The organism is Stenotrophomonas sp. YJH_SMC_82 (genome assembly GCF_059368875.1).
Window position 1 is genome coordinate 680251 of sequence record NZ_JCAFSE010000002.1, and the last position, 22522, is coordinate 702772.

At 67.5% G+C, this 22522-nt stretch carries 20 protein-coding genes; 7 read left to right on the forward strand and 13 right to left on the reverse strand.

The annotated features are described in order from the left end of the window. Positions 1-140: 140 nt before the first annotated feature. Positions 141-1013 carry a DMT family transporter gene (locus AC5P53_RS10850; RefSeq protein ID WP_014646481.1) on the reverse strand — a complete coding sequence of 291 codons (873 nt, stop codon included), beginning with the start codon at positions 1011-1013 and terminating at the stop codon, positions 141-143. A 115-nt stretch (positions 1014-1128) separates the two neighbouring features. On the opposite strand from AC5P53_RS10850, the gene AC5P53_RS10855 reads away from it, so the two are divergent. Both AC5P53_RS10855 and AC5P53_RS10860 read left to right on the forward strand, forming a co-directional pair. Beyond that, positions 1129-2073, forward strand: coding sequence for a LysR substrate-binding domain-containing protein (locus tag AC5P53_RS10855; RefSeq protein ID WP_014646480.1), 945 nt, complete (start codon positions 1129-1131; stop codon positions 2071-2073). 68 nt (positions 2074-2141) lie between these two features. Further along, positions 2142-2435, forward strand: a complete 294-nt coding sequence (locus AC5P53_RS10860; RefSeq protein ID WP_005408721.1) for a hypothetical protein — start codon at positions 2142-2144, stop codon at positions 2433-2435. 31 nt (positions 2436-2466) lie between these two features. On the opposite strand, the gene AC5P53_RS10865 is transcribed toward AC5P53_RS10860, so the two are convergent. Together AC5P53_RS10865 and AC5P53_RS10870 are read right to left on the reverse strand one after the other, a co-directional pair. Next, a complete protein-coding gene (locus AC5P53_RS10865) occupies positions 2467-3282 on the reverse strand; it encodes a DUF4349 domain-containing protein (RefSeq protein ID WP_241886633.1) in 816 nt (271 codons plus the stop codon). Beyond that, on the reverse strand, positions 3279-3635 hold the full coding sequence (locus AC5P53_RS10870) for a GFA family protein (protein WP_241886632.1): 357 nt from the start codon (positions 3633-3635) through the stop codon (positions 3279-3281). The genes AC5P53_RS10865 and AC5P53_RS10870 overlap by 4 nt, the downstream gene beginning before the upstream one ends. 112 nt (positions 3636-3747) lie before the next feature. Between AC5P53_RS10870 and AC5P53_RS10875 the strand changes: the two genes are divergently transcribed. After that, the gene (locus tag AC5P53_RS10875; protein ID WP_032956825.1) at positions 3748-5556 is read left to right on the forward strand and encodes a DUF885 domain-containing protein; all 1809 of its coding nucleotides are present in this window, start codon (positions 3748-3750) and stop codon (positions 5554-5556) included. 89 nt (positions 5557-5645) lie between these two features. Here AC5P53_RS10875 and AC5P53_RS10880 read toward each other — a convergent pair whose 3' ends face one another. Then, a complete protein-coding gene (locus tag AC5P53_RS10880; protein ID WP_046429698.1) occupies positions 5646-5882 on the reverse strand; it encodes a hypothetical protein in 237 nt (78 codons plus the stop codon). 211 nt (positions 5883-6093) lie between these two features. On the opposite strand from AC5P53_RS10880, the gene AC5P53_RS10885 reads away from it, so the two are divergent. Next, complete coding sequence (locus tag AC5P53_RS10885; RefSeq protein ID WP_241886631.1) at positions 6094-7092, forward strand: polysaccharide lyase; 999 nt, start codon at positions 6094-6096, stop codon at positions 7090-7092. 9 nt (positions 7093-7101) lie between these two features. Here AC5P53_RS10885 and agp read toward each other — a convergent pair whose 3' ends face one another. The 3 genes from agp to AC5P53_RS10900 all read right to left on the reverse strand — a co-directional run bounded on the left by agp (position 7102) and on the right by AC5P53_RS10900 (position 11997). Further along, on the reverse strand, positions 7102-8325 hold the full coding sequence (agp, locus tag AC5P53_RS10890) for a bifunctional glucose-1-phosphatase/inositol phosphatase (protein ID WP_241886630.1): 1224 nt from the start codon (positions 8323-8325) through the stop codon (positions 7102-7104). Between the two features lie 120 nt (positions 8326-8445). After that, on the reverse strand, positions 8446-10278 hold the full coding sequence (gene smrA / locus AC5P53_RS10895; protein ID WP_241886629.1) for a multidrug efflux ABC transporter SmrA: 1833 nt from the start codon (positions 10276-10278) through the stop codon (positions 8446-8448). Between the two features lie 156 nt (positions 10279-10434). Further along, on the reverse strand, positions 10435-11997 hold the full coding sequence (locus AC5P53_RS10900) for a serine hydrolase (RefSeq protein WP_241886628.1): 1563 nt from the start codon (positions 11995-11997) through the stop codon (positions 10435-10437). 110 nt (positions 11998-12107) lie between these two features. On the opposite strand from AC5P53_RS10900, the gene AC5P53_RS10905 reads away from it, so the two are divergent. Both AC5P53_RS10905 and AC5P53_RS10910 read left to right on the forward strand, forming a co-directional pair. Further along, the gene (locus AC5P53_RS10905) at positions 12108-12551 is read left to right on the forward strand and encodes a VOC family protein (protein ID WP_014646472.1); all 444 of its coding nucleotides are present in this window, start codon (positions 12108-12110) and stop codon (positions 12549-12551) included. Then, complete coding sequence (locus AC5P53_RS10910; RefSeq protein ID WP_111206628.1) at positions 12548-13423, forward strand: DUF72 domain-containing protein; 876 nt, start codon at positions 12548-12550, stop codon at positions 13421-13423. The genes AC5P53_RS10905 and AC5P53_RS10910 overlap by 4 nt, the downstream gene beginning before the upstream one ends. Here AC5P53_RS10910 and AC5P53_RS10915 read toward each other — a convergent pair. Beyond that, positions 13344-13958: a Pr6Pr family membrane protein gene (locus AC5P53_RS10915; RefSeq protein WP_049441536.1), complete on the reverse strand. Its 615-nt coding sequence runs from the start codon at positions 13956-13958 to the stop codon at positions 13344-13346. The two genes, AC5P53_RS10910 and AC5P53_RS10915, sit on opposite strands and share 80 nt — an antisense overlap. 79 nt (positions 13959-14037) lie before the next feature. On the opposite strand from AC5P53_RS10915, the gene AC5P53_RS10920 reads away from it, so the two are divergent. Then, entirely contained in the window at positions 14038-14985 is a 948-nt protein-coding gene (locus AC5P53_RS10920; protein ID WP_014646470.1) for a DMT family transporter, read from the forward strand. Between the two features lie 30 nt (positions 14986-15015). Here the strand turns inward: AC5P53_RS10920 and AC5P53_RS10925 are convergent, their stop codons facing one another. The 5 genes from AC5P53_RS10925 to AC5P53_RS10945 all read right to left on the reverse strand — a co-directional run bounded on the left by AC5P53_RS10925 (position 15016) and on the right by AC5P53_RS10945 (position 22461). Next, the gene (locus AC5P53_RS10925; protein WP_014646469.1) at positions 15016-16176 is read right to left on the reverse strand and encodes an AAA family ATPase; all 1161 of its coding nucleotides are present in this window, start codon (positions 16174-16176) and stop codon (positions 15016-15018) included. A 142-nt stretch (positions 16177-16318) separates the two neighbouring features. Continuing rightward, positions 16319-17389, reverse strand: a complete 1071-nt coding sequence (locus AC5P53_RS10930) for a sensor domain-containing diguanylate cyclase (protein WP_227863658.1) — start codon at positions 17387-17389, stop codon at positions 16319-16321. 117 nt (positions 17390-17506) lie between these two features. After that, on the reverse strand, positions 17507-18229 hold the full coding sequence (locus AC5P53_RS10935; protein ID WP_014646467.1) for a pseudouridine synthase: 723 nt from the start codon (positions 18227-18229) through the stop codon (positions 17507-17509). Between the two features lie 34 nt (positions 18230-18263). Beyond that, positions 18264-19928, reverse strand: a complete 1665-nt coding sequence (locus AC5P53_RS10940; protein ID WP_049441532.1) for a sensor domain-containing diguanylate cyclase — start codon at positions 19926-19928, stop codon at positions 18264-18266. A 109-nt stretch (positions 19929-20037) separates the two neighbouring features. Then, positions 20038-22461 (reverse strand): EAL domain-containing protein, encoded by a 2424-nt coding sequence (locus tag AC5P53_RS10945; protein ID WP_241886627.1) that lies wholly within the window; start codon positions 22459-22461, stop codon positions 20038-20040. Positions 22462-22522 lie beyond the last annotated feature (61 nt).

Here is a 22522-nt window from a genome sequence, read left to right on the forward strand (position 1 = left end):
CGGTGCGCAGCACCGGCTCGCGGCCTGGCGGCGTGTTTCTTTGGTTACTTTCTTTGCACGAGCAAAGAAAGTGACACCTCTCCGCAGGCGTGGAAAAGAGCTGCCGGGCAGCGCCCGGCACTACCAGTGCGTCGGCGCGCTCAGCCCTTCTGACTCACCGCCACGCTGCCCAGAATCAACACACCGGCAATCAACATCTGCAACGTCACCGGCTCACCCAGGAACAACCACGCAAACGCCGCGCCGAACAGCGGAATCAGGTAGGTCACCGTCGACGCCCGCGACGGGCCGATACGACCGATCAGGCGGTAGAACATCAGGAACGCCAGCCCGGTGCAGGCCACGCCCAAGGCAATCGCCGCGCCCCACGCCTTCAGCGGAATCGCCGCCTGCGGCCAGTGGGTCACCGCCATCGGCAGCATCCACAGCGAGGCACACGACAGCGTTGCAGCAGCGGCCGCCGCCGAAGGCAGGCCGGTCATGTGCCGCTTCACCAGGTTCACGCCCAGGCCGTACAGCAACGAAGCCGCGGCACCAGCCAGCACTGCAGTGCCGATGCTCAGGCCCGAGACTTTGGCCGTGGCCAGTACCACCACGCCGGCGAAGCCGACCAGCAACGCGCCCGCGCGGCGCATGCCGATCTTCTCGCCGAAGAACAGGAAGGCGATCAGCGCGGCAAACAGCACGGTCATCGCATTGCAGATGGCGCCGATCGCCGCAGGGGCTCGCTCGGCCGCGTAGGCGAACAGCACGAACGGCAGCGCCGAGTTGATCAGCCCGATCGGTGCCAGCCACAGCCAGCGCCGCGGTGGGAACTGCGCGCGGGCACGCCACAGGAACGGCAGCAGCACCAGCGCGCCCAGCACCAGCCGCACCTCGACCAGCGCGAACGGACCGAACGACGGCACCGCCACCCGCATGAACAGGAACGAGCAGCCCCAGATGGCGCCCAGCAGGGTCAACTCCAGCGGTGTGCGCCAGTCGCGCTCGGCTGCCTGTGGGACCGCATTCATGCCTCGCCTCCGTCCATCGTCAATTCCTCGTCAAGGCAGACAGGATCGGGCGCAGACGCCTGCCGCACAAGCGCGTAGTATCGCTGCCAGCCACAAATATGGTTTGAGGCTCGACATGCAGCTACGCCCTTCCCTGCTCCCCGCACTGGCCGTGTTCGCGGTCGCCGCGCGCCACCAGAACTTCGCCCAGGCCGCGCAGGAGCTGCACCTGACCGCCAGCGCGGTCAGCCACCATGTGCGCCGGCTGGAAGAAGTGCTGGAAGTACGCCTGTTCCTGCGCCACGCCCGCGGCGTGCGCCTGACCGCCGAGGGCCGGCAACTGGCCGACGCCGCCAGCGCCGCCTTCACCGATGTCGCGGCCGTCGCCCATCACCTGCAGCCGGATGCCGACAGCGTGCCGTTGCGGATCACCACGCTGCGCTCGCTCTCCTACTGCTGGCTGCTGCCACGGCTGCCGCGCTTCACCCAGGCCCATCCGCACATCCGCATCGAGCTGCACACCGGCAGCGGCCTGGATCGCTACGACGACAATGGGCCGGAAGTCGGCATCCGCTACGGTCTGGGCCAGTGGCCGGGCCTGCGTGCGCAGCACCTGATGGACGACTACCTGTTCCCGGTGGCCTCGCCGGCGCTGGCCGGGGTCGAAGCACTGGTCGATCCGGCGCGCATCGCCGACCTGCCGCTGCTGACCGACCTGTCGCCGCAGGGCTGGCGCGACTGGTTCCGTCATGCCGGCGTGCGCCCGCCCTCGCCGCTGCCGCCGATGCACACCTTCGCCGACAGCACCGATGCGATGCGTGCAGCGGTGTACGGCATGGGCGCGGTGCTGGCACGTACCCACATCGCGCAGCCCTACCTGCAGCGCTACGAGGTGGTACGCCTGCCCGGCCCGGCGCTGAAGGCGCGCTATGCGTATCACGTGGTGCATGCCGAAGGACAACCGCCGAGCCCGGCCGCACGCCTGTTCATCGACTGGTTGCTGGAGCAGGCGCAGGACGAACGCACGCCGATTCCCGCATTGCCGGACAGCCTGCTCGGACGCCCGGCCACACGCGCCTGACTGCGCCCTCACCCGTTCTTTGCCCGGCGCTGGCTAGGCTGCAGGCAACTCCACAACGTACCTACGCCATGGCCATGCTGCGACTGCGCATCACCGGAACCGAAGACGACGCCCGCGCCATCAGCGACCTGCTGCTCGGCCTGGAGGGCATCGAACATGTCGAGGAAACCGACGACCTGATGCCACACATGGACGACGACGATTCCAGTTCGGCCGGGCTGTCCGATGACATCGGCCCGGGCATCCACGAGCTGGAAGTGGAAGTCGGCAATGAAAGCACCGCGCAGAAGGTGCGCGACGCGGTGCAGGAACTGGCGCTGGAGCTGGATGTGTTCGTCGAGTACGAGACCGACGAGGGCTGACGCCGGCTCCCTGCCGGCATCAGCCGTCACCTCAGCGGGTGGGCGGCAGCGTGCGACGGCGGCGACGCCACCACGCCCGCACACCCCAGGCCACGACCAGGGCCAGCACACCCACCGGCAGCAACGCGGCGACGGCGCGGATCAGGAACGCAATGCTGCCGCTGAGGATGCTGCCCGACTCGCTCAGCGCCTCGCCGATCTCGCTGCGGCTGCGCTGGCCCGAGGTGGTGTCGAAGTGGATCGTCACCAGCTGGGTATCGATGCGCCGACGCTGCTGTGCGGCATCCTTGTTGGCCTGCTCGACGCCTGCTTCGATCTCCGACAGCCGCGTGGTGATCGCCATCAGGTCCTCGATCTTCAGGTCCTTGCGGTCCTGGTAGGACAACAGCCGCGCGTGTTCCTTGTCCAGCCGGGACTTGGTCAGCGCGGTGTCCGCTACTTCCTGCGCGAGGTCCTCCGCGCGCGTGTTGCGCGACTGCAGCGTGCCGCCCTCACCGGCCATCGCGATCAGCGGCTCGGTGCCCTTCGGCGCGATGCGCACCTTCACTTCACCGCTGGGCTGCTCGCCGCCGCGCTGGTCGACCTGCAACACTGCACAGTCGCCGAACTTCGCGCTCTGGCAGGCCTGGGCGATCTGCTGGATGCGCGGTGCGATCTGCGCCGCCTCCAGCTGCACCTGCACGTCATGTTCGTAGGCCAGGAATGCGCCTTCCGGCGAAGCAACAGCGGCATCGGCCGCGGTCGCGCCCGCCTCTGCAGCGCGCTCACCGTTCTTGGCGCAGGCTGCCAGTGCCAACAGCAGCACCGGCACTGCCAGCGTGCGCGTCCACGCGCACAGCGGCCTCACAGCGCGGCTCCGTTGTAGGAGGTCACCGAAAGACCGGCCAGATCGACCTGCGGCACGCAGCGAACGTTCACCGCCACCATCGGTGTGCCGGTACGCGGATCGATCGCTTCGCTGTAGGGGGCGATACCGCATCGGCGGCAGTGGTGGTGGTCGATATGCGCCTTGTTGAAGTGGTAGGTGGCCACGTCAGCCGGATCGGTGGCCAGCTGGAACGCCTCGCGCGGGGCGAACCACAGCAGGCTGCCGCGACGGCGGCACATCGAGCAGTTGCAGTCGATGACGTCGCTGATCGGCGCCTCGGCCTGTACGGTGAATGCGATCCTGCCGCAATGGCAGCTTCCCTGGTATTCCATGTCCTGCGCTCCTTTGGAGGGTCCTTGAAACCGCCCATGGTAATCCTATGGCACGGGGACAAAGCAGCGACGGGGCCCTATGCTCAGGGTTTGACCCCGTACAGGAATGCCGATGCGCCCGCATCTTCTTGCCCTCGCCCTGGTCGCTGCGCTGGCCGGTTGCCAGCCTGCCGACGCCCCGACCAACGCTTCCACCCCGGCCACCAGCCAGCAGGCCGGTGACGCGGCGGTCGATGCCGCCTTCGCCGATCTGTCCAAGCGCGCCCTGGACACCTGGATGCAGCTGTCGCCGGTCAGCGCCACCCAGATCGGTGACCACCGCTACGACAGCGAACTGGACGACCTGAGCGCCGCCGGCCAGCAGAAGACCGTGGCCGCCTACAAGGCGCTGCTGGGCGAGCTGGACAAGATCGAGGTGGCCAAGCTGGGCCGCGAGAACCAGGTGGACGCGGCGATCCTGCGCAACCAGCTGCAGTCGGAAATCTGGAACGCCGAAGTGCTCCAGTCCGGCAAGTGGGACCCGCAGCTGTACAACGGCATCGCCGGCAGCGCGATCTATGGCCTGATGGCCCGGGAGTTCGCGCCGCTGCCGGAACGCCTGAAGTCGGCGACCGCGCGCATGGAAAAGCTGCCGGCGATCTTCGCCCAGGCACGCGAGAACCTGGATCCGGCCCGCGTTCCGAAGATCCATGCCGAGACGGTGGCCAAGCAGAACAAGGGCATCCTCAGCATCGTCGATACCTTCATCACCCCGCACATCGGCGAACTGCCGCAGGCCGACCAGCAGCGCCTGCAGGCCGCCATCGACGGCCTGAAGAAGGCCGTGGACGAGCAGCAGACCTGGCTGGACAAGACCCTGGTGCCGAACGCCAAGGGCGACTTCCGCATTGGTGCGGAAAAGTACGACCAGAAGCTGAAGTTCGCGCTGAGCTCCTCGCTGTCGCGCCAGGAGATCGGTGAGCGTGCACGCGCCGAACTCAAGCGCGTGCGCGAGGACATGTACGGCATCGCGCAGACCGTACTGAAGGACAAGCCGGGTGCGCCGGAGATGCCGGCCCAGCCGACCGACGAGCAGCAGCAGAAGGCGATCGAGGCCGCACTGGAACTGGCCTACGCCGACAAGCCGGCGCGCGACAAGGTGGTCGATGATGCCAAGGCCGCGCTGGAGCAGTCCACCGCGTTCGTGCGCGAGCACGACCTGGTGACCCTGCCCGATGCGCCGGTGGACATCATCCTGATGCCGGAATTCCAGCGTGGCGTGGCCGTGGCCTACTGCGATTCTCCGGGCCCGCTGGACAAGAACCTGAAGACCTTCTACGCCGTGTCGCCGATTCCGGACGACTGGAACGAGAAGCAGGTCGACTCGTTCCTGCGTGAATACAACTCGCGCATGATCCACCTGCTGAGCATCCACGAAGGCACCCCGGGCCATTACCTGGAAGGCTGGCACTCGGCCAAGTTCCCCTCCACCCTGCGTGCGGTGCTGCGTTCGGGCCTGTTCGCCGAAGGCTGGGCGGTCTACACCGAGCGCATGATGCAGGAGCAGGGCTACCTCGACAACGACCCGCTGTTCCACCTGGTGCAGCTGAAGTTCTACCTGCGCACGATCTCCAACGCGATCCTCGACCAGGGCGTGCACGTGGACAACTGGGATCGCGAGAAGGCGATGCACCTGATGACCCACGACGCGTTCCAGCAGGAAAGCGAAGCGGCCGGCAAGTGGGTGCGCGCGCAGCTGACCTCGGCGCAGCTGCCGACCTACTTCGTGGGTGCGCAGGAACACTTCGACACCCGCAAGGCGGTGCAGGAAAAGCTGGGCGACAAGTTCAACCTGAAGGCGTACCACGACCAGGTACTGTCCTACGGCGCACCGCCGGTGCGTTTCGCACGCCAGCTGATGCTGGACCAGCCGATCGAGTGATCGGCTGCGGGGCTGAATGCCCCGCGGCTCTGGCAGCACCTCACGGCCCGGGCTTCCCGGGCCGTTCTCGTTTGAAGCGCCCGACGGCCTCACATCCGGTGTATGTACAGCTTCCCGGCATTGCTGCGGATATCAAGAAAGTACTTCACCTTGCAGCCCCGGCATGCCGCCGGATGCACTTCATCAAACCCACGTTGGTTCTCCAGCGCGACGGCCAGTATGGGATGCCCGCAGTCGAAACAGCAGAATGCAATGTTGTTGCCATGGGGATCGGCGTCGATCTGGTCGCCATAGTGATCCATTACCAGAAAGTCCGTGATTTTCATGGTCGATCTCCAGAGTAGGTGAATCACCCGCAGACTACATCGCAACCCCGCAGCCCAGAAGGGCACGCGTCGCCTACAGGGCAACGCATCCTTCCCGCCACGTTGGAGCCGCTCCGGTCCTGAACCGTTGCACATCGGGCGTGCGTGACCTCACACTTGGCGAACAACTCCGGGCGCATCTTTCGCCAGGTTCCCCCTTCCGCCGGCGTCCATGTCTCTCCCCCTCTTGCGTCTTGCGCTGCTGCCCGCGCTGTTGGCCAGCACTCCTGCCTACGCTGCCTGCCCGCCGCCACCGGCGGGACAGCCCGACATCCGTGCCCTGGGCTACTACACCGACAAGGCCGGTTCGGTGATCGACCCGGTACTGCACCAGCAGAACAAGGACGCAACCGCGCCGCTGGACCGCTATGCCGCCGACGTGGCACGCATGAGCGATGACTACCTGCGCACCGGTGACCGGGCGGCGGCGCAATGCACACTGGCCTGGCTGGGTGCGTGGGCCGACGACGGCGCCATGCTCGGGCAGATGATCCGGGTCAACAACAACCAGTCGTTCTACATGCGGCAGTGGATGCTCGATGCGGTAGCGATGGCCTACCTGAAGGTGCACGACCAGGCAGATGCCCGGCAGCGCGCGCGCATCGATCCGTGGTTGCAGAGGCTGGCCCGGGCCAACCTGGCGTACTGGAACAATCCGAAACGGCGCCGCAACAACCACTACTACTGGGGCGGCCTGGGCGTGCTGGCGACCGGACTGGCCACCGACGACGATGCCCTGTGGCAAGCCGGCCACGCCGCCTTCCAGAAGGGCGTCGATGACATCCAGGACGATGGCAGCCTGCCGCTGGAGATGGCGCGCGGGCAACGCGCCCTGCACTACCACGACTACGCATTGGCGCCGCTGGTGATGATGGCCGAGCTGGCACGGCTGCGCGGCCAGGACTGGTACGCCAGCAGGGATCACGCCATTGACCGTCTTGCCCGCCGCGTCATCGAAGGCAGCAAGGACCCTGCATGGTTCAACGAACACACCGGCGTTGCACAGCTGCCCCTGCAGGCCAGCGGCTGGGTCGAGTTCTACCGCTTGCGCTCACCCGATGGCGGCCTGTTCGATGCCGCGCATGCACGCGGACCGTTCCGTTCCCCACGGCTGGGCGGCGACCTTACGTTGATGGCTGCGCAGGGCATCGTGCGCACGCCGCTGCGATAGCCCCCTGTTTCAGCGACGGGCCCGCTGTAGCAGCTGCTGGAACTGCGCACGGCTGCAGCCCTGCCGGTCACAGCCCGGCAAGGGCAGTGCGACGCGTCCCGGCGGCTGCGCCTCGGTCAGCGGCACGGCATCGCGCAGCTGCGCGGTGGTCGGATAGACGTAGGCCAGGCGGAACCGCTCGCCACCGCCCTGGCGGTCACGCCAACGCTCGAACTGCAGCAGGCCGCCGATCGGCGTCTTCTCGTACTGGCCTGGCAGGCTGTAGTCGCTGATTCCCAACGCCGCCAGCACCGAACCGATATTGGAATCGTGGCCGACCAGCAGGGTCACCTTCGGCGACGCCGGATCACCGAACGACGCATCCACGCGCGCCAGCAGCGGAGCGGCCACGTCACGCGCCACCGCGGGTGTTCCGAACAGGATGTCCTGGTAGCGGTTGCGGATCTGCGCCAACGCCAGCCATTGGCCTTCCGTGTTCAAGCGGCCCCAACCTTCGCGCGGAACGCCACTTCCCTGGTAATGCTCCATCAGCAGGGCATCGACCAGACCGCTGGCCAGTGCCAGTGAACCCGAAGCGCGTGGCTCCTTGCCCGGCTCCGCATTGAAGGTCGTGTCGCCCAGCACCAGATGACAGTCGCTGCGCCCCGTACAGGCCGCCGACTGCGGGTAACGGGTGATTTCCTCCACCACGGACAGTGCGGGTGCCAGATCCGATGCTGTCAGCGCCTGCTGCATTGCCGCCAGCGCGCGCTTGCGGAATGCCGCGTCATCGTTGTGGATCACCGGGTCGAACAGCGGATCCATCGTCCCCAGCGCCATGCGCTGTTCGACCGCAACATGGCAGCCCGGAAACGCACCGGCAATGAAGAACTGCGCGGTGGCCTGGGTACGCTGCAGGCTGTTGGCATGGGCGTGGAAGTCAGCCGGCTGCGGGCAACCCGACGCCGGCAACAATTGCGCCTGGCGCAGCCACTGGCCGATGTAGCGCCCCATGTAGACCTCCAGCACGCCGCCCTTGGTGGTCAGCTCGCCGGGGCCTACGTCCCAGCGTGGCCAGCGTTCCGGCGTGGCATGGGCAAGGGCGCCCGACGCCACCACCGGCGCGCGCAGGTTGTGGCGGCTGAGCAGGACGACCTGCTCGAGCTGGTCGCCTTGCACCGGTGCCGTCGCCGCAGTTGCGGCCGTGGTGGCCAGAATGAGTGCCAGCGACAAGGAGCGTACGGGTCGGATCATGCAGGTCTCCGGAAACACGTTGGGGTCAGAGCCCTTTCCTGCGGAAAGGGATCCGACCCCAAGGCATACGTGGCCAGGGTCGGATCCTGCTCGCAGAGAAGGCTCCGACCCCGAAAGCAATCATTGATCGGCGGCCACAAAACCACCGGTCTGTCGCGCCCACAAGCGCGCGTACAGACCACCGGCGGCGATCAGTTCGGCGTGGCTGCCGGTCTCGACGATGCGGCCCTGGTCCATCACCACCAGCCGGTCCATGCGTGCGATGGTCGACAGCCGGTGCGCGATCGCGATCACCGTCTTGCCGCCCATCAGCTCATCCAGGCTGTCCTGGATCGCCGCTTCCACTTCCGAGTCCAGCGCCGAGGTCGCTTCGTCCAGCACCAGGATCGGGGCGTCCTTCAGCAGCACGCGGGCAATGGCGATGCGCTGGCGCTGGCCACCTGACAGCTTCACGCCACGCTCGCCGACATGTGCGTCGTAACCACGACGCCCCTGCCCATCCACCAGCGTGTCGATGAAGGCTTCGGCACGCGCCTTGGCCACCGCAGCGCGCAACTGCTCATCGGTCGCGTCCGGACGGCCGTACAGCAGGTTGTCGCGGATCGAGCGATGCAGCAGCGAGGTGTCCTGGGTGACCACGCCGATCTGCTGGCGCAGACTTTCCTGAGTGACGTAGGCAATGTCCTGGTCGTCGATCAGGATGCGGCCGCTTTCCAGGTCGTACAGGCGCAGCAGCACGTTGACCAGGGTCGACTTGCCGGCACCGGAAGGACCCACCAGGCCGATCTTCTCGCCCGGCTTCACCACCAGGTCCAGGCCTGCGATCACGCCGCCCTTCTTGCCGTAGTGGAAGTGGATGTCCTGGAAGTGCACACCACCGCGGGTCACCTGCAACGGCACCGCGTCCTCGCGGTCCTGCACGGTCAGCGGCTGGGCGATGGTGGTGATGCCGTCCTGCACCGTACCGATGTCCTCGAAGATGCCATTGATGGTCCACATGATCCAGCCGGACATGTTGTGGATGCGGATCACCAGGCCGGTCGCCAGCGTGATCGCGCCGACGGTGATGTGGCCGCCATTCCACAACCACAGCGCGAGCCCGCAGGTACCGGCAATCAGGAAACCGTTGACGATGGCGATGGTCAGGTCCATGCCGGTGGTCACCCGGGTCTGCGCGCGGTGCTTGACCGCCAGTTCCTGGATCGATTCGGCCACATAGGCCTGCTCGCGCCCGCCATGGGCGAACAGCTTCAACGTGGGAATGTTGGTGTAGCCATCGACGATGCGGCCCATCGCCTTGGAACGCGCTTCGGACGCAATCCAGGCCCGTTCCTTCGCGCGCGGCACGAAGTAGACCATGATCACCGCATAGGCCAGCAGCCACAGGATCAGCGGCACCATCAGCCGCCAGTCCGCCTGCGCGAACAGGTACAGCGCGGTGCCGGTGTAGACCACGATGTACCAGAGCGAGTCGACCATCTGCACCGCCGACTCGCGCAGCGAGGTACCGGTCTGCATCACCCGGTTGGCGACGCTGCCGGCGAAGTCATTCTGGAAGAAGCTCAGGCTCTGCCGCACCACGTAGTTGTGCATCAGCCAGCGCGAGCGGTTGCTCAGGCCGGGCACGATCGCCTGGTTGACCAGCAGGTTGTGCAGGCCGACCAGGATCGGCCGCGCGATGACCGTGATGAACAGCATCCAGCCCAGTTCATTGGCATGGTGCTTGAAGAAATCGGCCCCCGGTTGCTCGGCGACCATGTCGACGATGCGGCCCAGGTAATCGAACATCGCCACTTCCACCAGCGCCAGCAGCAGGCCGGCGATCAGGGTCGCCAGCAGCACCGGCCACACCGGGCGCAGGTAGTGCAGGTAGAACGGCAGCACCTTGCGCGGTGGCATGCGCCCATCCACGGGCGGGAACACCGGGATCAGGGATTCAAACCAACGGAACATCGCACTCCCTCGCCTCTTGCAAGCGGCGAAGTATCCCACGCCGGATGTGTACGCCAGCCGATGATCGCCGCCGCTCCGGTAGTGCCGGCCACTGGCCGGCAACCTTGCGGCATTTCGGAAGATCATGAGGTTGCCGGCCAGCGGCCGGCACTACCTTCATTCGTTGACCGGGGTGAACAGCAGGTCCTGGAAATCGAAGCTGAAATCGGTCAGGTCGGAGATCGACTGCATGCGCACCTCGCGCACCTTGCCGTCCGGGTCCAGGCTGAAGTTCACGAACGCATCGGCGTTGAGCGAGCGGTCATCCCAGCGCACGATGAAGGTGTCGTGCTGCCAGTGCTCCAGGCGGCCGCTCAGCTGCGCGGTCTTCATGAAGCGCAGGCGCAGGCCCTTGCCCGCGGCACTGACCTGCATGTCGCCATACCAGCGGTCGCGGAACGTGCCGGTGTAGCCGGCCAGCGGCAGCGACGGCCTGCTGCCCTTGTCGCGCGCGCTCTGATGCTTGGCCCAGGCCTCGTCGGCCTTGTCCTGGCCCTTGGCCACGGCCTTGGCATAGGCGTCCACCCAGTCGTGCTTGTCGCCGCCCAGATAGGCATCAAGCACGCTCAGGGTGATCGCGTTGAACGCCGCGCCCACTTCCTGGTTGGTCAGCACCACCACGCCCAGCTTCTCGCCCGGCACCAGGGTCAAGCGCGAGACCATGCCCGGCCAGCCACCGGTGTGCCAGACCAGTTTCCGGCCGCGATAGTCACTCAGGCTCCAGCCTTCGCCATAGCCGGCAAAGTTGGCCCGTGCCGGTGCCAGCTCCGGCACGCTCGGCGCCGGGATCGACTGCGGGGTGATCATCCGCCACATCTGCTGCTGGCTCTTTTCGCTGAACAGCGGAGTGCCGTCGGCCAGCTTGCCTTCGGCCAGCTGCACCTGCATCCAGCGCGCCATGTCGTGCGCACTGGAATAAATGCCACCGGCGCCGGCATTGTTCGACCAGGTCAGCGGTGCGACGGTGCGCAGGTCCTTGAAATCGTACTTGGCGTGGCCGACCGCCGCCGTGTCACCCGGCTTCAGGTGGTCGGCGTTGTAGCGCGTGCCGGCCATGCCCACCTTGTCGAAGATGCGGGTCTGCAGGAACTGCTGGTAGCTCACGCCCGAGACGTGCTCGATCACCTGCTGGGCGACCGCGTACAGGATGTTGTCGTAGGCATAGCTTTCGCGGAAGCCGCCCTTCAGCGGCACCTTGCCCAGCCGCTGCACTACTTCGGCGTTGCTGTAGGACGTGGTTGGCCAGAACAGCAGGTCACCGGCGCCCAGGCTCAGGCCGCTGCGATGCGACAGCAGGTCGCGGATCGTCATCTGCCCGGTCACGAACGGGTCGGACATGCGGAACGACGGCAGGTGGTCGATCACCTTGTCGTCCATCTTCAACTTGCCCTCTTCCGCCAGCAGGTTCAGCGAGGTGGCCGTGAACGCCTTGGTGTTGGACGCAATGGCAAACAGCGTATCGGCCTGCACCGGTTCCGGCTTGCCCTGCTCGCGCACGCCCCAGCCGCGCTCCAGCACCACCTCGCCATCCTTGACCACCGCTACGGCAATGCCGGGCACGTCGAACTGCGCGCGCACGCGCTCGACGGTCGCATCCAGGTCCTGCAGCGGCGGCGGGGTCGCCGCGCTCGCCATGGTCGTGCACGCCAGCAGCACGGCTCCTCCGATCCAGGGTTTCATCCAGCACGATCTCCGAACAGGGGTGGCGGCCATGTGCAGGCCGTCACCGGGGTTTCGCGGGATGGTAACGTCCGGCGGCGCATCCTGCCCTGTGCCATAGGAGGGGTGTCATGGGCGAGAACGGCCAACCCAGCAGCGGCTCCACGATCATTCCGTGCCTGCGCTATCGCGACGCGCAGGCCGCCATCGACTGGCTGCAGCGCGCCTTCGGCTTCCATGCCCAGGCCGTCTACGCCGATGGCGATACGGTCTTCCATGCGCAGCTCACCTTCGGCAGCGGCATGATCATGCTGGGCTCGGCCAGCAACCAGAGTGCGTGGAGCAAACACGCTGCCCTGCCTGACGAGGTCGGCGGACGCCAGACCCAGAGCGCCTGCGTGATCGTCACCGATGCCGATGCGCACTACGCGCGGGCCAAGGCCGCCGGTGCCCGCATCGTCATCGACATCGCCGACCAGGACTATGGCGGACGCGGCTACGCCTGCGCCGACCCGGAAGGCTACCTGTGGTGGTTCGGCAGCTACGACCCGTGGCGCACGGACCACGGCCAGTGACCACGGCCGGCCGGCAGGCAGAGATCCGCTGCGGCATCGGCGGCTGGGTGTTTCCCGGATGGCGCGGCGGTGTGTTCTATCCAGCAGGCCTGCCGCAGCGGGAGGAACTGGCCCACGCCAGCCGCACCCTGCGCTGCATCGAGATCAACGGCACGTTCTACCGCACGCCAACTGCGGCCCAGTGCGCGCAATGGGCTGCGCAGACACCCGACGGTTTCCGCTTCTCGATGAAGGCGCCGCGCTACCTGGTGCAGCGACGCGACCTGTCCAGCACCGTGGAAGCGGCCACACCGTTCCTGCAGGCGGCACTGGCGCTCGGTGACCGGCTCGGCCCATTGCTGTGGCAGTTCGATCCGCGCCACCCGGCCGACGCCGATGCACTGGAGGCGCTGATGGCACAGCTGCCTAAGCAGCTGGACGGGGTGCCGCTGCAGCATGCGCTGGAGGTCCGCAACGCCGAGGCACATGGCCCGGCACTGGTCGACGCCGCCCGCCGCCATGGCGTGGCGCTGGTGATCGAGGACAGCGACGAGGCGCCATTGCACGGTGATGTCAGTGCCGGCTTCGTCTATGCGCGGATCAAGCGCAGCCAGGCCCGCTTGAACGAGGGCCTGCCGGCGCCCGTGCAGCAACGCTGGGCCGAACGCGCACGCCGCTGGTCACGCGGTGAACCAGTGGATGACCTGCCCTGCCTGGCCGGGCCCGCTGCGGAGGCCCCGCGCGAGGTCTACCTGCTGTGCATCGGCGCAGGCAAAGCGCGCAACCCGGCGGCAGCGATGGCCCTGCAGCGCCTCATCGACAGCGCCAGCGGTCCAGCCCCCACAGCAGGGTCCACCCCACCACGAACACGCTCGCAACGCGCAGCACGTTGAGCAGGAACGCCGCCAGCCCCAGGCGTTGCAGTTCGAGGAACGGATACGGCGCCTGTCCTGTCACTTCGGCCACCAGCATCGCCCAGCCCAGGTACACCAGCGGTACCAGCAGCACCCCGCCCAGTGCGCGCCAGCGCAGCGCGCCATGCGGCAGCAGCCACCACCACCCCAGCAGGTACAGCGCCGGCACAGCGTAGTGCAGGCCGGCATCGACCCACCATTGCAGCCCGGTGGGTTGCCACAGCCCCTGCAACGCCAGCACGTAGATGCACGCGGTCACCCCGATGCACAACGCGATCACCGCGGCGACAGTCGCGTTCAGCACACCCGCACGGATCAGCCAGACGCATCCCAGGCACACCGCCAGGTTGCTGAGAATCGTGAAGTAACCAACGAAGCGCAGCGTCGCCATGCCGACCCCGGCAGCCGCCCCGGGGCCATGCAGCAGCAACAGGTATTGCAGCAGCAACGAGGTGGCCGCCATCAGTGCAGTCAGCGCTGCCCATGCACGCTGGGCGGAACGGTTGGCAGCCATTGCGGGGTTCCCCTGGGGAGTTTCCGCGAGCATGCCACAGGCATCGCCGGCGGCCGTGCGATTGCCGCACAATAGGCGGATGAGCACACCCGACACCCGCAAAGCGTTGTGGCAGATTCACTTCTGTGTCCTGCTGTGGGGCGTCACCGCCATCCTCGGCAAGCTGATCACCCTGCCCGCACTGCCGCTGGTGTGGTGGCGCATGCTGCTGGTGACGGCGATGCTGGCGCTGCTGCCGCGGGTCTGGCGTGGACTGCGTACGCTGCCAGTGCGGCTGGTGGCCGGTTATGCCGGCATCGGCGCCCTGGTCGCCCTGCACTGGCTGACGTTCTACGGCGCGGTAAAGCTGGCCAATGCGTCGGTGGCCGCCACCTGCATCGCGCTGGCGCCGGTGTTCACCTCGATCATCGAACCGTGGGTGGCCAAGCGGCCATTCCAGCTGCGTGAACTGGCGTTCGGCCTGGCGGTGCTGCCGGGTGTCGCGCTGGTGGTCGGTGGCGTGCCCGACGGCATGCGCCTGGGTGTGCTGATCGGCGCGATCTCGGCGCTGCTGGTGGCAGTGTTCGGCTCGCTCAACAAGCGCATGGTCAGCCACGCCGATCCGCTCACGGTCACCGCGCTGGAGCTGGGTGCGGGCACCCTCACCCTGACCCTGCTGGCGCCGCTGATGCCCTACCTGCTGCCTGCGCTGGCCAGCCCGTTGTGGGTGGTCCCGGACCTGCACGACGGCATCCTGCTGCTGGTGCTGGCCGGGTTCTGCACGCTGCTGCCGTTTGCCCTGGCCCTGGTCGCACTGCGCCACCTGAGCGCCTACACGGTGCAGCTGGTGACCAACCTGGAGCCGGTCTATGCGGTGGTGCTGGCGGTGGTGCTGCTGCGCGAGCAGCACGAAGTCACCCCGTGGTTCTACCTCGGCGTGGCGATCATCGTAGGCGCCGTGTTCCTGCATCCGCTGCTGAACCGCCGCAAGCCGGTGCAGCATCCGGAGATTCTTGGCACGGCCGAGGCGCGCAACATCGCCGATTGAGTGCATCCACGCATGACGTGGATGCCCGTATCAACGCTGCGGCCAGTGCCATGCAGGTGCATCCAGCAGGCCCTGCCCGCTCAACAGCGTGCGGCCCTGTTCCTTGTACAGATGCAGCGAATGGCACCCTGGCGCCTGTTCCAGCGCCGCGATCAGCCGGCTGGCGTGCGACACCACCCATACCTGGCTGCGCGCACTGGCTGCGATGATCAGCCGCGCCAGCGCCGGCAGCAGGTCCGGATGCAGGCTGGTCTCCGGCTCGTTGAGCACCAGCAGCGGCGGTGGACGCGGCGTGTGCAGCGCAGCGGCCAGCAGCAGGAAGCGCAGCGTGCCGTCGGACAGTTCGGCCATCGACAAGGGCCGCAGCAGCCCAGGCTGGTGGAAACGCAGCGCCAAGCGTCCATCCAGCTCCTCGAAGCCGACCGTGGCGCCCGGGAACGCATCGTCGACGCTGCGTGCCAACGCCACCGGGTCACCGATCTCGAGGATGGTGACCCAGGCCGCCGCCAGATCCCGGCCGTCGTGATGCAGCACCGGCGTGCGCGTGGCCATCGCCGGTTGCCGCGCCGGGGCATCGGCATCACTGCGGAAATGATCGTAGAAGCGCCAACGCCGGATGTACTCGCGCAGGGCGATGGTTTCCGGCAGGCGCTGCGGATCGCCGACCTGGGTGAACAGGCTGTCGAACAGCGACAACCGGTCATCCACCAGATCCCAGCCGCGCGCATGGCGTTGCCGCACCATCGCTCCACGACGGTCGACCAGCAGGTTGGCGCTGCGCAGGAACGGGCCGGCCCAGATCGCCTCGGCCTTGATCTGCGGGTCCAGTGCGAAGGCCGATCGACTGGGCGGCGGGTAGCCCAGATCGATGGCGTAGCCGAATTCGTCAGTGGCGAAGCCCAGCTTCAATCCCACCGATTCCTGGCGTGGGCCGCCCTGCAGGGGGATTTCGCCGGCAGCAACCCGACGGTCCATCTTTTCCGGACCCGCCCACAGCGCCGAGCCCAGCCCGCCTTCGCGGGCCAGCACCGCCGCGACGCCGCCCTGCGCGGTCTCTGCCAGCAGGCGCAGGGCACGGTACAGGCTGGACTTGCCACTGCCGTTGTCACCGGTCACCACATTCAACTGCTGCAACGGCAGTACGAGCCCGTGCAGCGAACGATAGTGGGCGATGGCCAGGGTCTGCAGCATGGTCGGCGTCCGGGGAACCAGGGGATCATGCTGCCCGGTTCTGATCGCAGGAGCTGCGACGCGATGTGAATCGGTGACAGCATCCACGCGTCGCGTTGATCTACTGGAGCGGCATCCGTTTACCGCGCGGGTGGCAGATGCTTCAGCCGGCCACTTCCACCCGGTTGCGGCCATTGCCCTTGGCCCGGTACAGCGCCTTGTCGGCACGTGCCAGCGTGTCATCCACGCTTTCACCGGGCTGGTGCTGGGCCACACCAATACTGATCGTGACCGGGAATCCCAGCGGCAGATCAGCCACGGCCAGGCGCAGGAACTCGCACTGCAGTTCGGCGGTGCGCAGGTCGGTAGCCGGCATCACCGCCACGAATTCCTCGCCGCCATAGCGCGCGGCCATGCCGCGACCGGCGAAATGCGAACGCAGCAGCACGCCCAGTTCGGCCAGCACGCGGTCACCGGTGGCGTGGCCCTGGAAATCATTGATGTGCTTGAAATGGTCGATGTCCAGCAGCGCGACGCAGGCCGCCCCGGGCTGGTCTCCGTTCACCGCCACCGCCTCTTCCAGCGCTGCCGCCATCGCACGGCGGTTCGGCAGGCCGGTCAACGCGTCGGTGCGGCTCTGTTCGGCCAGGTCGGCATTCTGCGCGAGCAGTACGTCCTGGTACTCAGACAGCAGTCGCTCGTAGTCATCGCGCTCCAGCATGTGTTTCTGGATGTCGAGCGCGAAGCGGCGCAGTTCCATCACCAGCATCACCTGCCGCGACAGCGCCGCCAGCGCTTCAGCCTTGTCGCTGGCCAGGTGCTGTGGCTGCGCATCGAATACGCACAGCGTGCCCAGCGGCAGGCCATCGGAGCTGATCAGCGGCGCGCCCGCATAGAAGCGGATGTGCGGATCGCCCACCACCACCGGATTGTCGTGGAAGCGGATGTCCTGCAGCGCGTCCTCGACCACCATGACCTGCTGCGGTTGCAGGATCGCGTGGCCGCACATCGATTCGCTGCGCAGGTTTTCTGCCGCATCGATGCCCTGGATCGACTTGAACCATTGCCGCTCGACGTCGATCAGGGTCACCGCCGCCATCGAGGTGCCGCAGACCGCCTTGGCGATCACCACCAGGTCGTCGAAGGATTTTTCACGCTCCGAATCGAGGATACGGTAGCGGTACAGCGCCTCAAGCCGAAGGGCTTCATTGGCAGGCTTGTCGGGCTTGATCATGCAGCGTCACGTTCCGGCAGGTCACCGCGAAGTCTAGCTGATGTAGAGCCGAGCCCATGCTCGGCTGCACCCGGACAAAAGAGCAGCCGAGCATGGGCTCGGCTCTACAGAAGCCGTTTACCAGTCCAGCTGCCTCGGCAGCAGGCCCTGCAGCTCCTGCTCGGTCAGGTTGCGCCACTGGCCCGGCTTCAGCGCACCGATCTTGATGTTGTCGATGCGCACGCGACGCAACTGGGTCACCCGATAGCCGAACTCGGCCGCCATCAGGCGGATCTGTCGGTTCAGGCCCTGCTGCAGGGTGATGCGGAAACCGAACTTGGCGATGCGCGAGGTCTTGCACGGCAGCGTCATCTGGTCGTGGATGCGGACGCCACGGGCCATGCCACGCAGGAACTCGTCGGTGACCGGCTTGTTCACCGCCACCAGGTACTCCTTCTGGTGGCCGTTCTCGGCGCGCAGGATCTGGTTGACGATGTCGCCGTTGCTGGTCATCAGGATCAGGCCTTCGGACTCCTTGTCCAGGCGGCCGATCGGGAAGATGCGCTGTTCATGGCCGACGAAGTCGACGATGTTGCCCTTGACCGAGGTCTCGGTCGTGCAGGTGACGCCGACCGGCTTGTTCAGCGCGATGTAGACATGGCGGCGGGCACCGGGCTTGCGGGCCACGCGCGCGCGCAGCGGCTGGCCGTCGACCAGCACCTGGTCTTCCTCGCCCACCACCGCGCCGGTGCCGGCCGGATGGCCGTTGACGGTGACCCGGCGGGCGGCGATCAGGCGATCGGCCTCGCGGCGGGAGCAGAAGCCGGTGTCGGCGATATGTTTGTTGAGTCGGGTGGTCATCGCCCTATTATCCGGCATCCCCGCCCGCTGCGCTTCATGCCGGGGCCGGCGGATCGAGTTCTTCGCCGTCGAATACCCGGTTGCGGCCGGCACGCTTGGCCACGTACATGGCATGGTCGGCCCGGCGCAGCAGCGCGGCGAGATCGTCCTCGCCCGGCCGCCACTGCGCCAGGCCGATGCTGGCGGTGACCTCCAGGCCGGGCACCTGCAGCGCCCGGGCCGCCTCGGTGAGGTGCTGGCGCAGGCGATCCAGGCGCGCCGATGCCGCCTCGCGCGGCATGCCCGGCATCAGCAGCAGGAACTCTTCGCCGCCCATCCGCACCACCTGGTCCTGGCTGCGGACCGCGGCACGCAATGCACGTGCCACCGCCACCAGTACCTGGTCACCCACGGCGTGGCCATGGCGGTCATTGATGTCCTTGAACAGGTCGATATCGAGGAAACCGATCACCAGCGGGCCGCGCTCGCGATCAACCCGTTCCAGGTGCCGTGCCAGCTGCTGCAGCCCGGCACGGCGGTTGGGCAGACCGGTCAGGCCATCGGTCTCGGCCAGCTGGCGAAGTTCATCGCGCTGCTGGCGCAGGCGGCCCAGCCGCTGGTTCAGCGCATAGGCAGCCATCATCAGCAGCCAGGTCACCGACAGTTGCAGTGCCTCCACGCGGTACTCCAGCAACCACGCAGCGCGGCAGGCGTCGGCCAGGATCAACACCAGCATCGGTGCCAGCGCCGCCAACCCCGCCTGCGCCCAGCGGTCGCCGCGCAGCCATGCCCACACCCCGGCCATCAATGCCAGGCCGCAGCCCAGCAGGTAGGACACCTGCAGGCCCTGCGCCACCCAGGCCAGGCTGTCCCGCTGCAGCCAGGGCACCCACGCGGCCAGCGCCAGCAATCCCCACAGCGCCAGCAGCTGCACCGGGCGCGATCGCGGCAGCAGGCGGTCGCCGCCGTTCAGTCGCCACAACGCGGGCAGCACCAGCGCCTGGGATGCAGCGGTCAACGACAGCAGCCACCACGCGCTGCGCTCACCCACCGGCAGCCATGGCTCGGGGTAGCCGCTCAGCCCGCCGAGAATGGCCTGCCACAGCACCAGCACGGCGGTACCGGCGATGTAGACCAGGAAACTGCGGTCGCGGGTGGTAAGGAAGGCCATCAGGGCCGACAACGCCAGTGCGATTGCCACGGCGATGCAGGCCGCGCGCACCAGCAGGCGGGCGGTATCGTTCTGCTGCACGGGACTGGGCGCGCCCAGCCGCAGGGTCGGTACCCAGCGCGCCTTCAGCGGCGTCTGCCATGACACCAGGAACGGTTCATGGCTGCCCGCCGGCGGCACCGCGACCAGGCCGATGCCTGCGCGGAACCGGGAATCACGGGTACGGGCATCGTGCATGTTGCCGCAGATTTCGCGATCCCCATGCTGCACGCGGACTTCGCCCGCGAACACATTGAACACGTCCAGTGCCTGCGGCTGGCCCGACCAGCCGCCCGCTGGCGCGGACACCTGCACCTGTTGCCGTGGCCCCGCCAGCATCTCCGGCGTGCATGCGCGATGCGGGGTGGGTTCATCGGTCGCCGCACCGACCAGCAGGTAGTCACGCCCGGCTTCGGCTACGGCCGCCGACAGCGGCCACGGCATTGCCAACCACACCAGCAGCACGACCAGCACCGCTCCCGTTCCGTACTGCCCCTGCCTGCCGCCCACGCCACGTCCTGTTCCTGCTTACGCCCGCGCCCACTGCGCGTCGCCCCTGCCGGGCATTATCGCAGCCGCGGCTGCAGCCCACGTGTAGACCAAAGTCGCCGACGGGCGTTCAGCCAGCGGCGGGCGGACCTTTCACCGCCACCAGGCGCACCGGCCGCAGGTCGGCCAGGGTCATCCGCTCCAGCGGTTGCGGCCGCTCGACCGCATAACCCTGCAGGCCCTGCACCCCAAGCCGGGTCAGCGCGGCGGCGACGTCGGCAGTCTCCACCCATTCGGCCACCACCTCCATCTGCAGCTCGCGCCCCAGTTCACTGATCGCGCGCACGGTGGCATGGCTGACCGGATCGGTATCCATGTCGCGCACGAAGGCCCCGTCGATTTTCAGGATGTCGGCCGGCAGCTGGCGCAGGTAGCCGAACGAGGACAGCCCGGAACCGAAATCGTCCAGCGCCATCCGGCAGCCACGCGCCTTCACTGCATCGATGAAGGCACGCGCCTGGCTGAGGTTGCTGATCGCAGCGGTCTCGGTGATCTCGAAGCACAGCTTGGAGGCCAGCGCGCGGTTGCGCTCCAGCAGGTCGCAGACGAAGGCGAGGAAGCCGGGCTCGGCGATCGACTGCGCCGAGACGTTGACATTGCACAGGCCCAGCTGCCGCACGTGTGCCGGGCACACCTGCAGGTGCCGGAACAGCAGGCCAAGCACGTGCCGGTCCAGCGCCACGGCCATGCCATAGCGCTCCACCGCCGGCATGAACTGGCCCGGCAGGTGCAGGCTGCCATCGCTGCCACGCATGCGCACCAGTACCTCGTAGTGCAGGTAGGAGGGATCGCCGACGCGGGCGATGCGCTGCGCATACAACACCATGCGGTTTTCGGCCATGGCCAGGCTGACGCCCTGCAGCCGCTCGGCTTCCTGGCGCCGTTCCTCCAGCGCCATGCGGTTCTCGTTGAAGCAGTGCACGCGGTTGCGGCCGGCCTGCTTGGCCGCATAGCACGCGCTGTCGGCGGCGCTCATCAGCCAGTTCACATCCGGCGCATCGGCGCTGACCTCGACCACGCCGATGCTGCAGCTCAGCTGCGGGCTGCCTTCGCTGACCGGGAACGTCGCCTGCCCCAGGTTGCGGATTACCCGCTGCAGCACGCGCTTGGCCTCGTCCTGCCCGGCATGGGCCAGGAACACGGCGAACTCGTCCGCGCCCAGCCGGCCCACCCAGTCACCATCGCGCACCGCCGCCACCAGGTAGTCGGCGAAGCTGCGCAGCATCTGGTCGCCGGCGGCGTGACCGAAGCTGTCGTTGACCAGCTTGAAATGGTCCAGGTTGATGTAGCACAGCGCGTGCGTGCCACCTTCGCTGCGCACCTGCAGCAGCGCGCGTTCCAGCAGCCGTTCGATCTCGCGGCGATTGATCAGGCCGGTCAGCGGGTCGTGGCTGGCGTGGTGCTCGATCTCGCGCGCCAGTGCATGGTTCTGGCTGACGTCTTCGATGATGGCGAACACCGACAGGCCACCGCCGGCGCTGCGCACGCCGGTGCCGCTCCAGCGGCCCCAGACAAGGCTGCCATCGCGACGGCGGAAGCGCAGTTCGCTCGGACGCAGCTGGCGGTCCCAATCGATGCGGCCCACCCCATCGATGACCAGCTCGCCGTCCATCAGCAGGTCGCCCAGCGACAGCTGCAGCACCATGTCACGACGATGGTCGAGGATATCGGCCATCGCCTGGTTGGCCTCGATCACCTTGCCTTCGGCATCGAGCTTGAGCATGCCGACGTTGGCCTGGTAGAACGCCGCGCGGAAACGGCTCTCGTGTTCGGTCAGGTCCTTGCCGACGCGGCGCGCCAGGGCGACCGCCATCAGGCTGATCGCCAGCACCGACAGGCCCGCCACCATCAACGTGGCCAGCCTCACCAGCGTCGCCATCCGCAGCAGCGCCTGCGAGAACGCCTGGCTCTGCACCTTCATCCGCTGGTCCAGGTCACGCAGCTGCTGCAGGTAGTGGTCGCGTGCGGCAACGGGCACCAGGTCGCCGTCGTGCCGCAGTTGCAGTTCATCGATCAGTCGCTGCAGCGCCATCAGGTCGCCATCGGTCTGCCGCCACAACGCGCTCGCTTCGCGGAATGCACCGATGTCGCGCGCGTAGCGGAACGAGAACACCAGGCGTGGGATGTCGGCACGCGCATTGCCGCCCTGCAGGAAGCCCTGCCTGGCCTTCTCCTCGTCCGGTTCGGCCTGTTCCAGCGCCAGTCGCGCCTGCAGATCGCCCAACGGCACCTGCAGGGCCTGGCGTGCGTCGTCCAGGTCCTCGGCATCGCCACGCGCCAGGTAGCGACTGAGTGCGGCGGTGGCATCCTGCTGGCCACGCGACCAGTAGCCCTGGCCGGCGATCCAGGCAGTAGAGGCCGCCTGCAGTTCCTGGATCAGGGCGGACAGTGCGACCAGTCCGATCGCCATGCCGGTCAACAGCGCAAATCGCAGTCCCAGCCCCCGGGTCATCGGCACCCGCCGGCTGTGTTGGTCCGTGCCACTCCTACCCATCCCGGATCCCCCTGAATGTGCTGCGGTGACAACCTCCTTAGGAACCGGCCCAGCCTAGGAC

What these genes read in the sequence shown, in the direction of transcription:
- AC5P53_RS10850 (WP_014646481.1), bottom strand. Translation starts at nt 1,013, where the DNA reads ATGAATGCGGTCCCACAGGCAGCCGAGCGCGACTGGCGCACACCGCTG.
- AC5P53_RS10855 (WP_014646480.1), top strand. Translation starts at nt 1,129, where the DNA reads ATGCAGCTACGCCCTTCCCTGCTCCCCGCACTGGCCGTGTTCGCGGTC.
- AC5P53_RS10860 (WP_005408721.1), top strand. Translation starts at nt 2,142, where the DNA reads ATGGCCATGCTGCGACTGCGCATCACCGGAACCGAAGACGACGCCCGC.
- AC5P53_RS10870 (WP_241886632.1), bottom strand. Translation starts at nt 3,635, where the DNA reads ATGGAATACCAGGGAAGCTGCCATTGCGGCAGGATCGCATTCACCGTA.
- AC5P53_RS10875 (WP_032956825.1), top strand. Translation starts at nt 3,748, where the DNA reads ATGCGCCCGCATCTTCTTGCCCTCGCCCTGGTCGCTGCGCTGGCCGGT.
- AC5P53_RS10880 (WP_046429698.1), bottom strand. Translation starts at nt 5,882, where the DNA reads ATGAAAATCACGGACTTTCTGGTAATGGATCACTATGGCGACCAGATC.
- AC5P53_RS10885 (WP_241886631.1), top strand. Translation starts at nt 6,094, where the DNA reads ATGTCTCTCCCCCTCTTGCGTCTTGCGCTGCTGCCCGCGCTGTTGGCC.
- agp (WP_241886630.1), bottom strand. Translation starts at nt 8,325, where the DNA reads ATGATCCGACCCGTACGCTCCTTGTCGCTGGCACTCATTCTGGCCACC.
- smrA (WP_241886629.1), bottom strand. Translation starts at nt 10,278, where the DNA reads ATGTTCCGTTGGTTTGAATCCCTGATCCCGGTGTTCCCGCCCGTGGAT.
- AC5P53_RS10900 (WP_241886628.1), bottom strand. Translation starts at nt 11,997, where the DNA reads ATGAAACCCTGGATCGGAGGAGCCGTGCTGCTGGCGTGCACGACCATG.
- AC5P53_RS10905 (WP_014646472.1), top strand. Translation starts at nt 12,108, where the DNA reads ATGGGCGAGAACGGCCAACCCAGCAGCGGCTCCACGATCATTCCGTGC.
- AC5P53_RS10915 (WP_049441536.1), bottom strand. Translation starts at nt 13,958, where the DNA reads ATGGCTGCCAACCGTTCCGCCCAGCGTGCATGGGCAGCGCTGACTGCA.
- AC5P53_RS10920 (WP_014646470.1), top strand. Translation starts at nt 14,038, where the DNA reads ATGAGCACACCCGACACCCGCAAAGCGTTGTGGCAGATTCACTTCTGT.
- AC5P53_RS10925 (WP_014646469.1), bottom strand. Translation starts at nt 16,176, where the DNA reads ATGCTGCAGACCCTGGCCATCGCCCACTATCGTTCGCTGCACGGGCTC.
- AC5P53_RS10930 (WP_227863658.1), bottom strand. Translation starts at nt 17,389, where the DNA reads ATGATCAAGCCCGACAAGCCTGCCAATGAAGCCCTTCGGCTTGAGGCG.
- AC5P53_RS10935 (WP_014646467.1), bottom strand. Translation starts at nt 18,229, where the DNA reads ATGACCACCCGACTCAACAAACATATCGCCGACACCGGCTTCTGCTCC.
- AC5P53_RS10945 (WP_241886627.1), bottom strand. Translation starts at nt 22,461, where the DNA reads ATGGGTAGGAGTGGCACGGACCAACACAGCCGGCGGGTGCCGATGACC.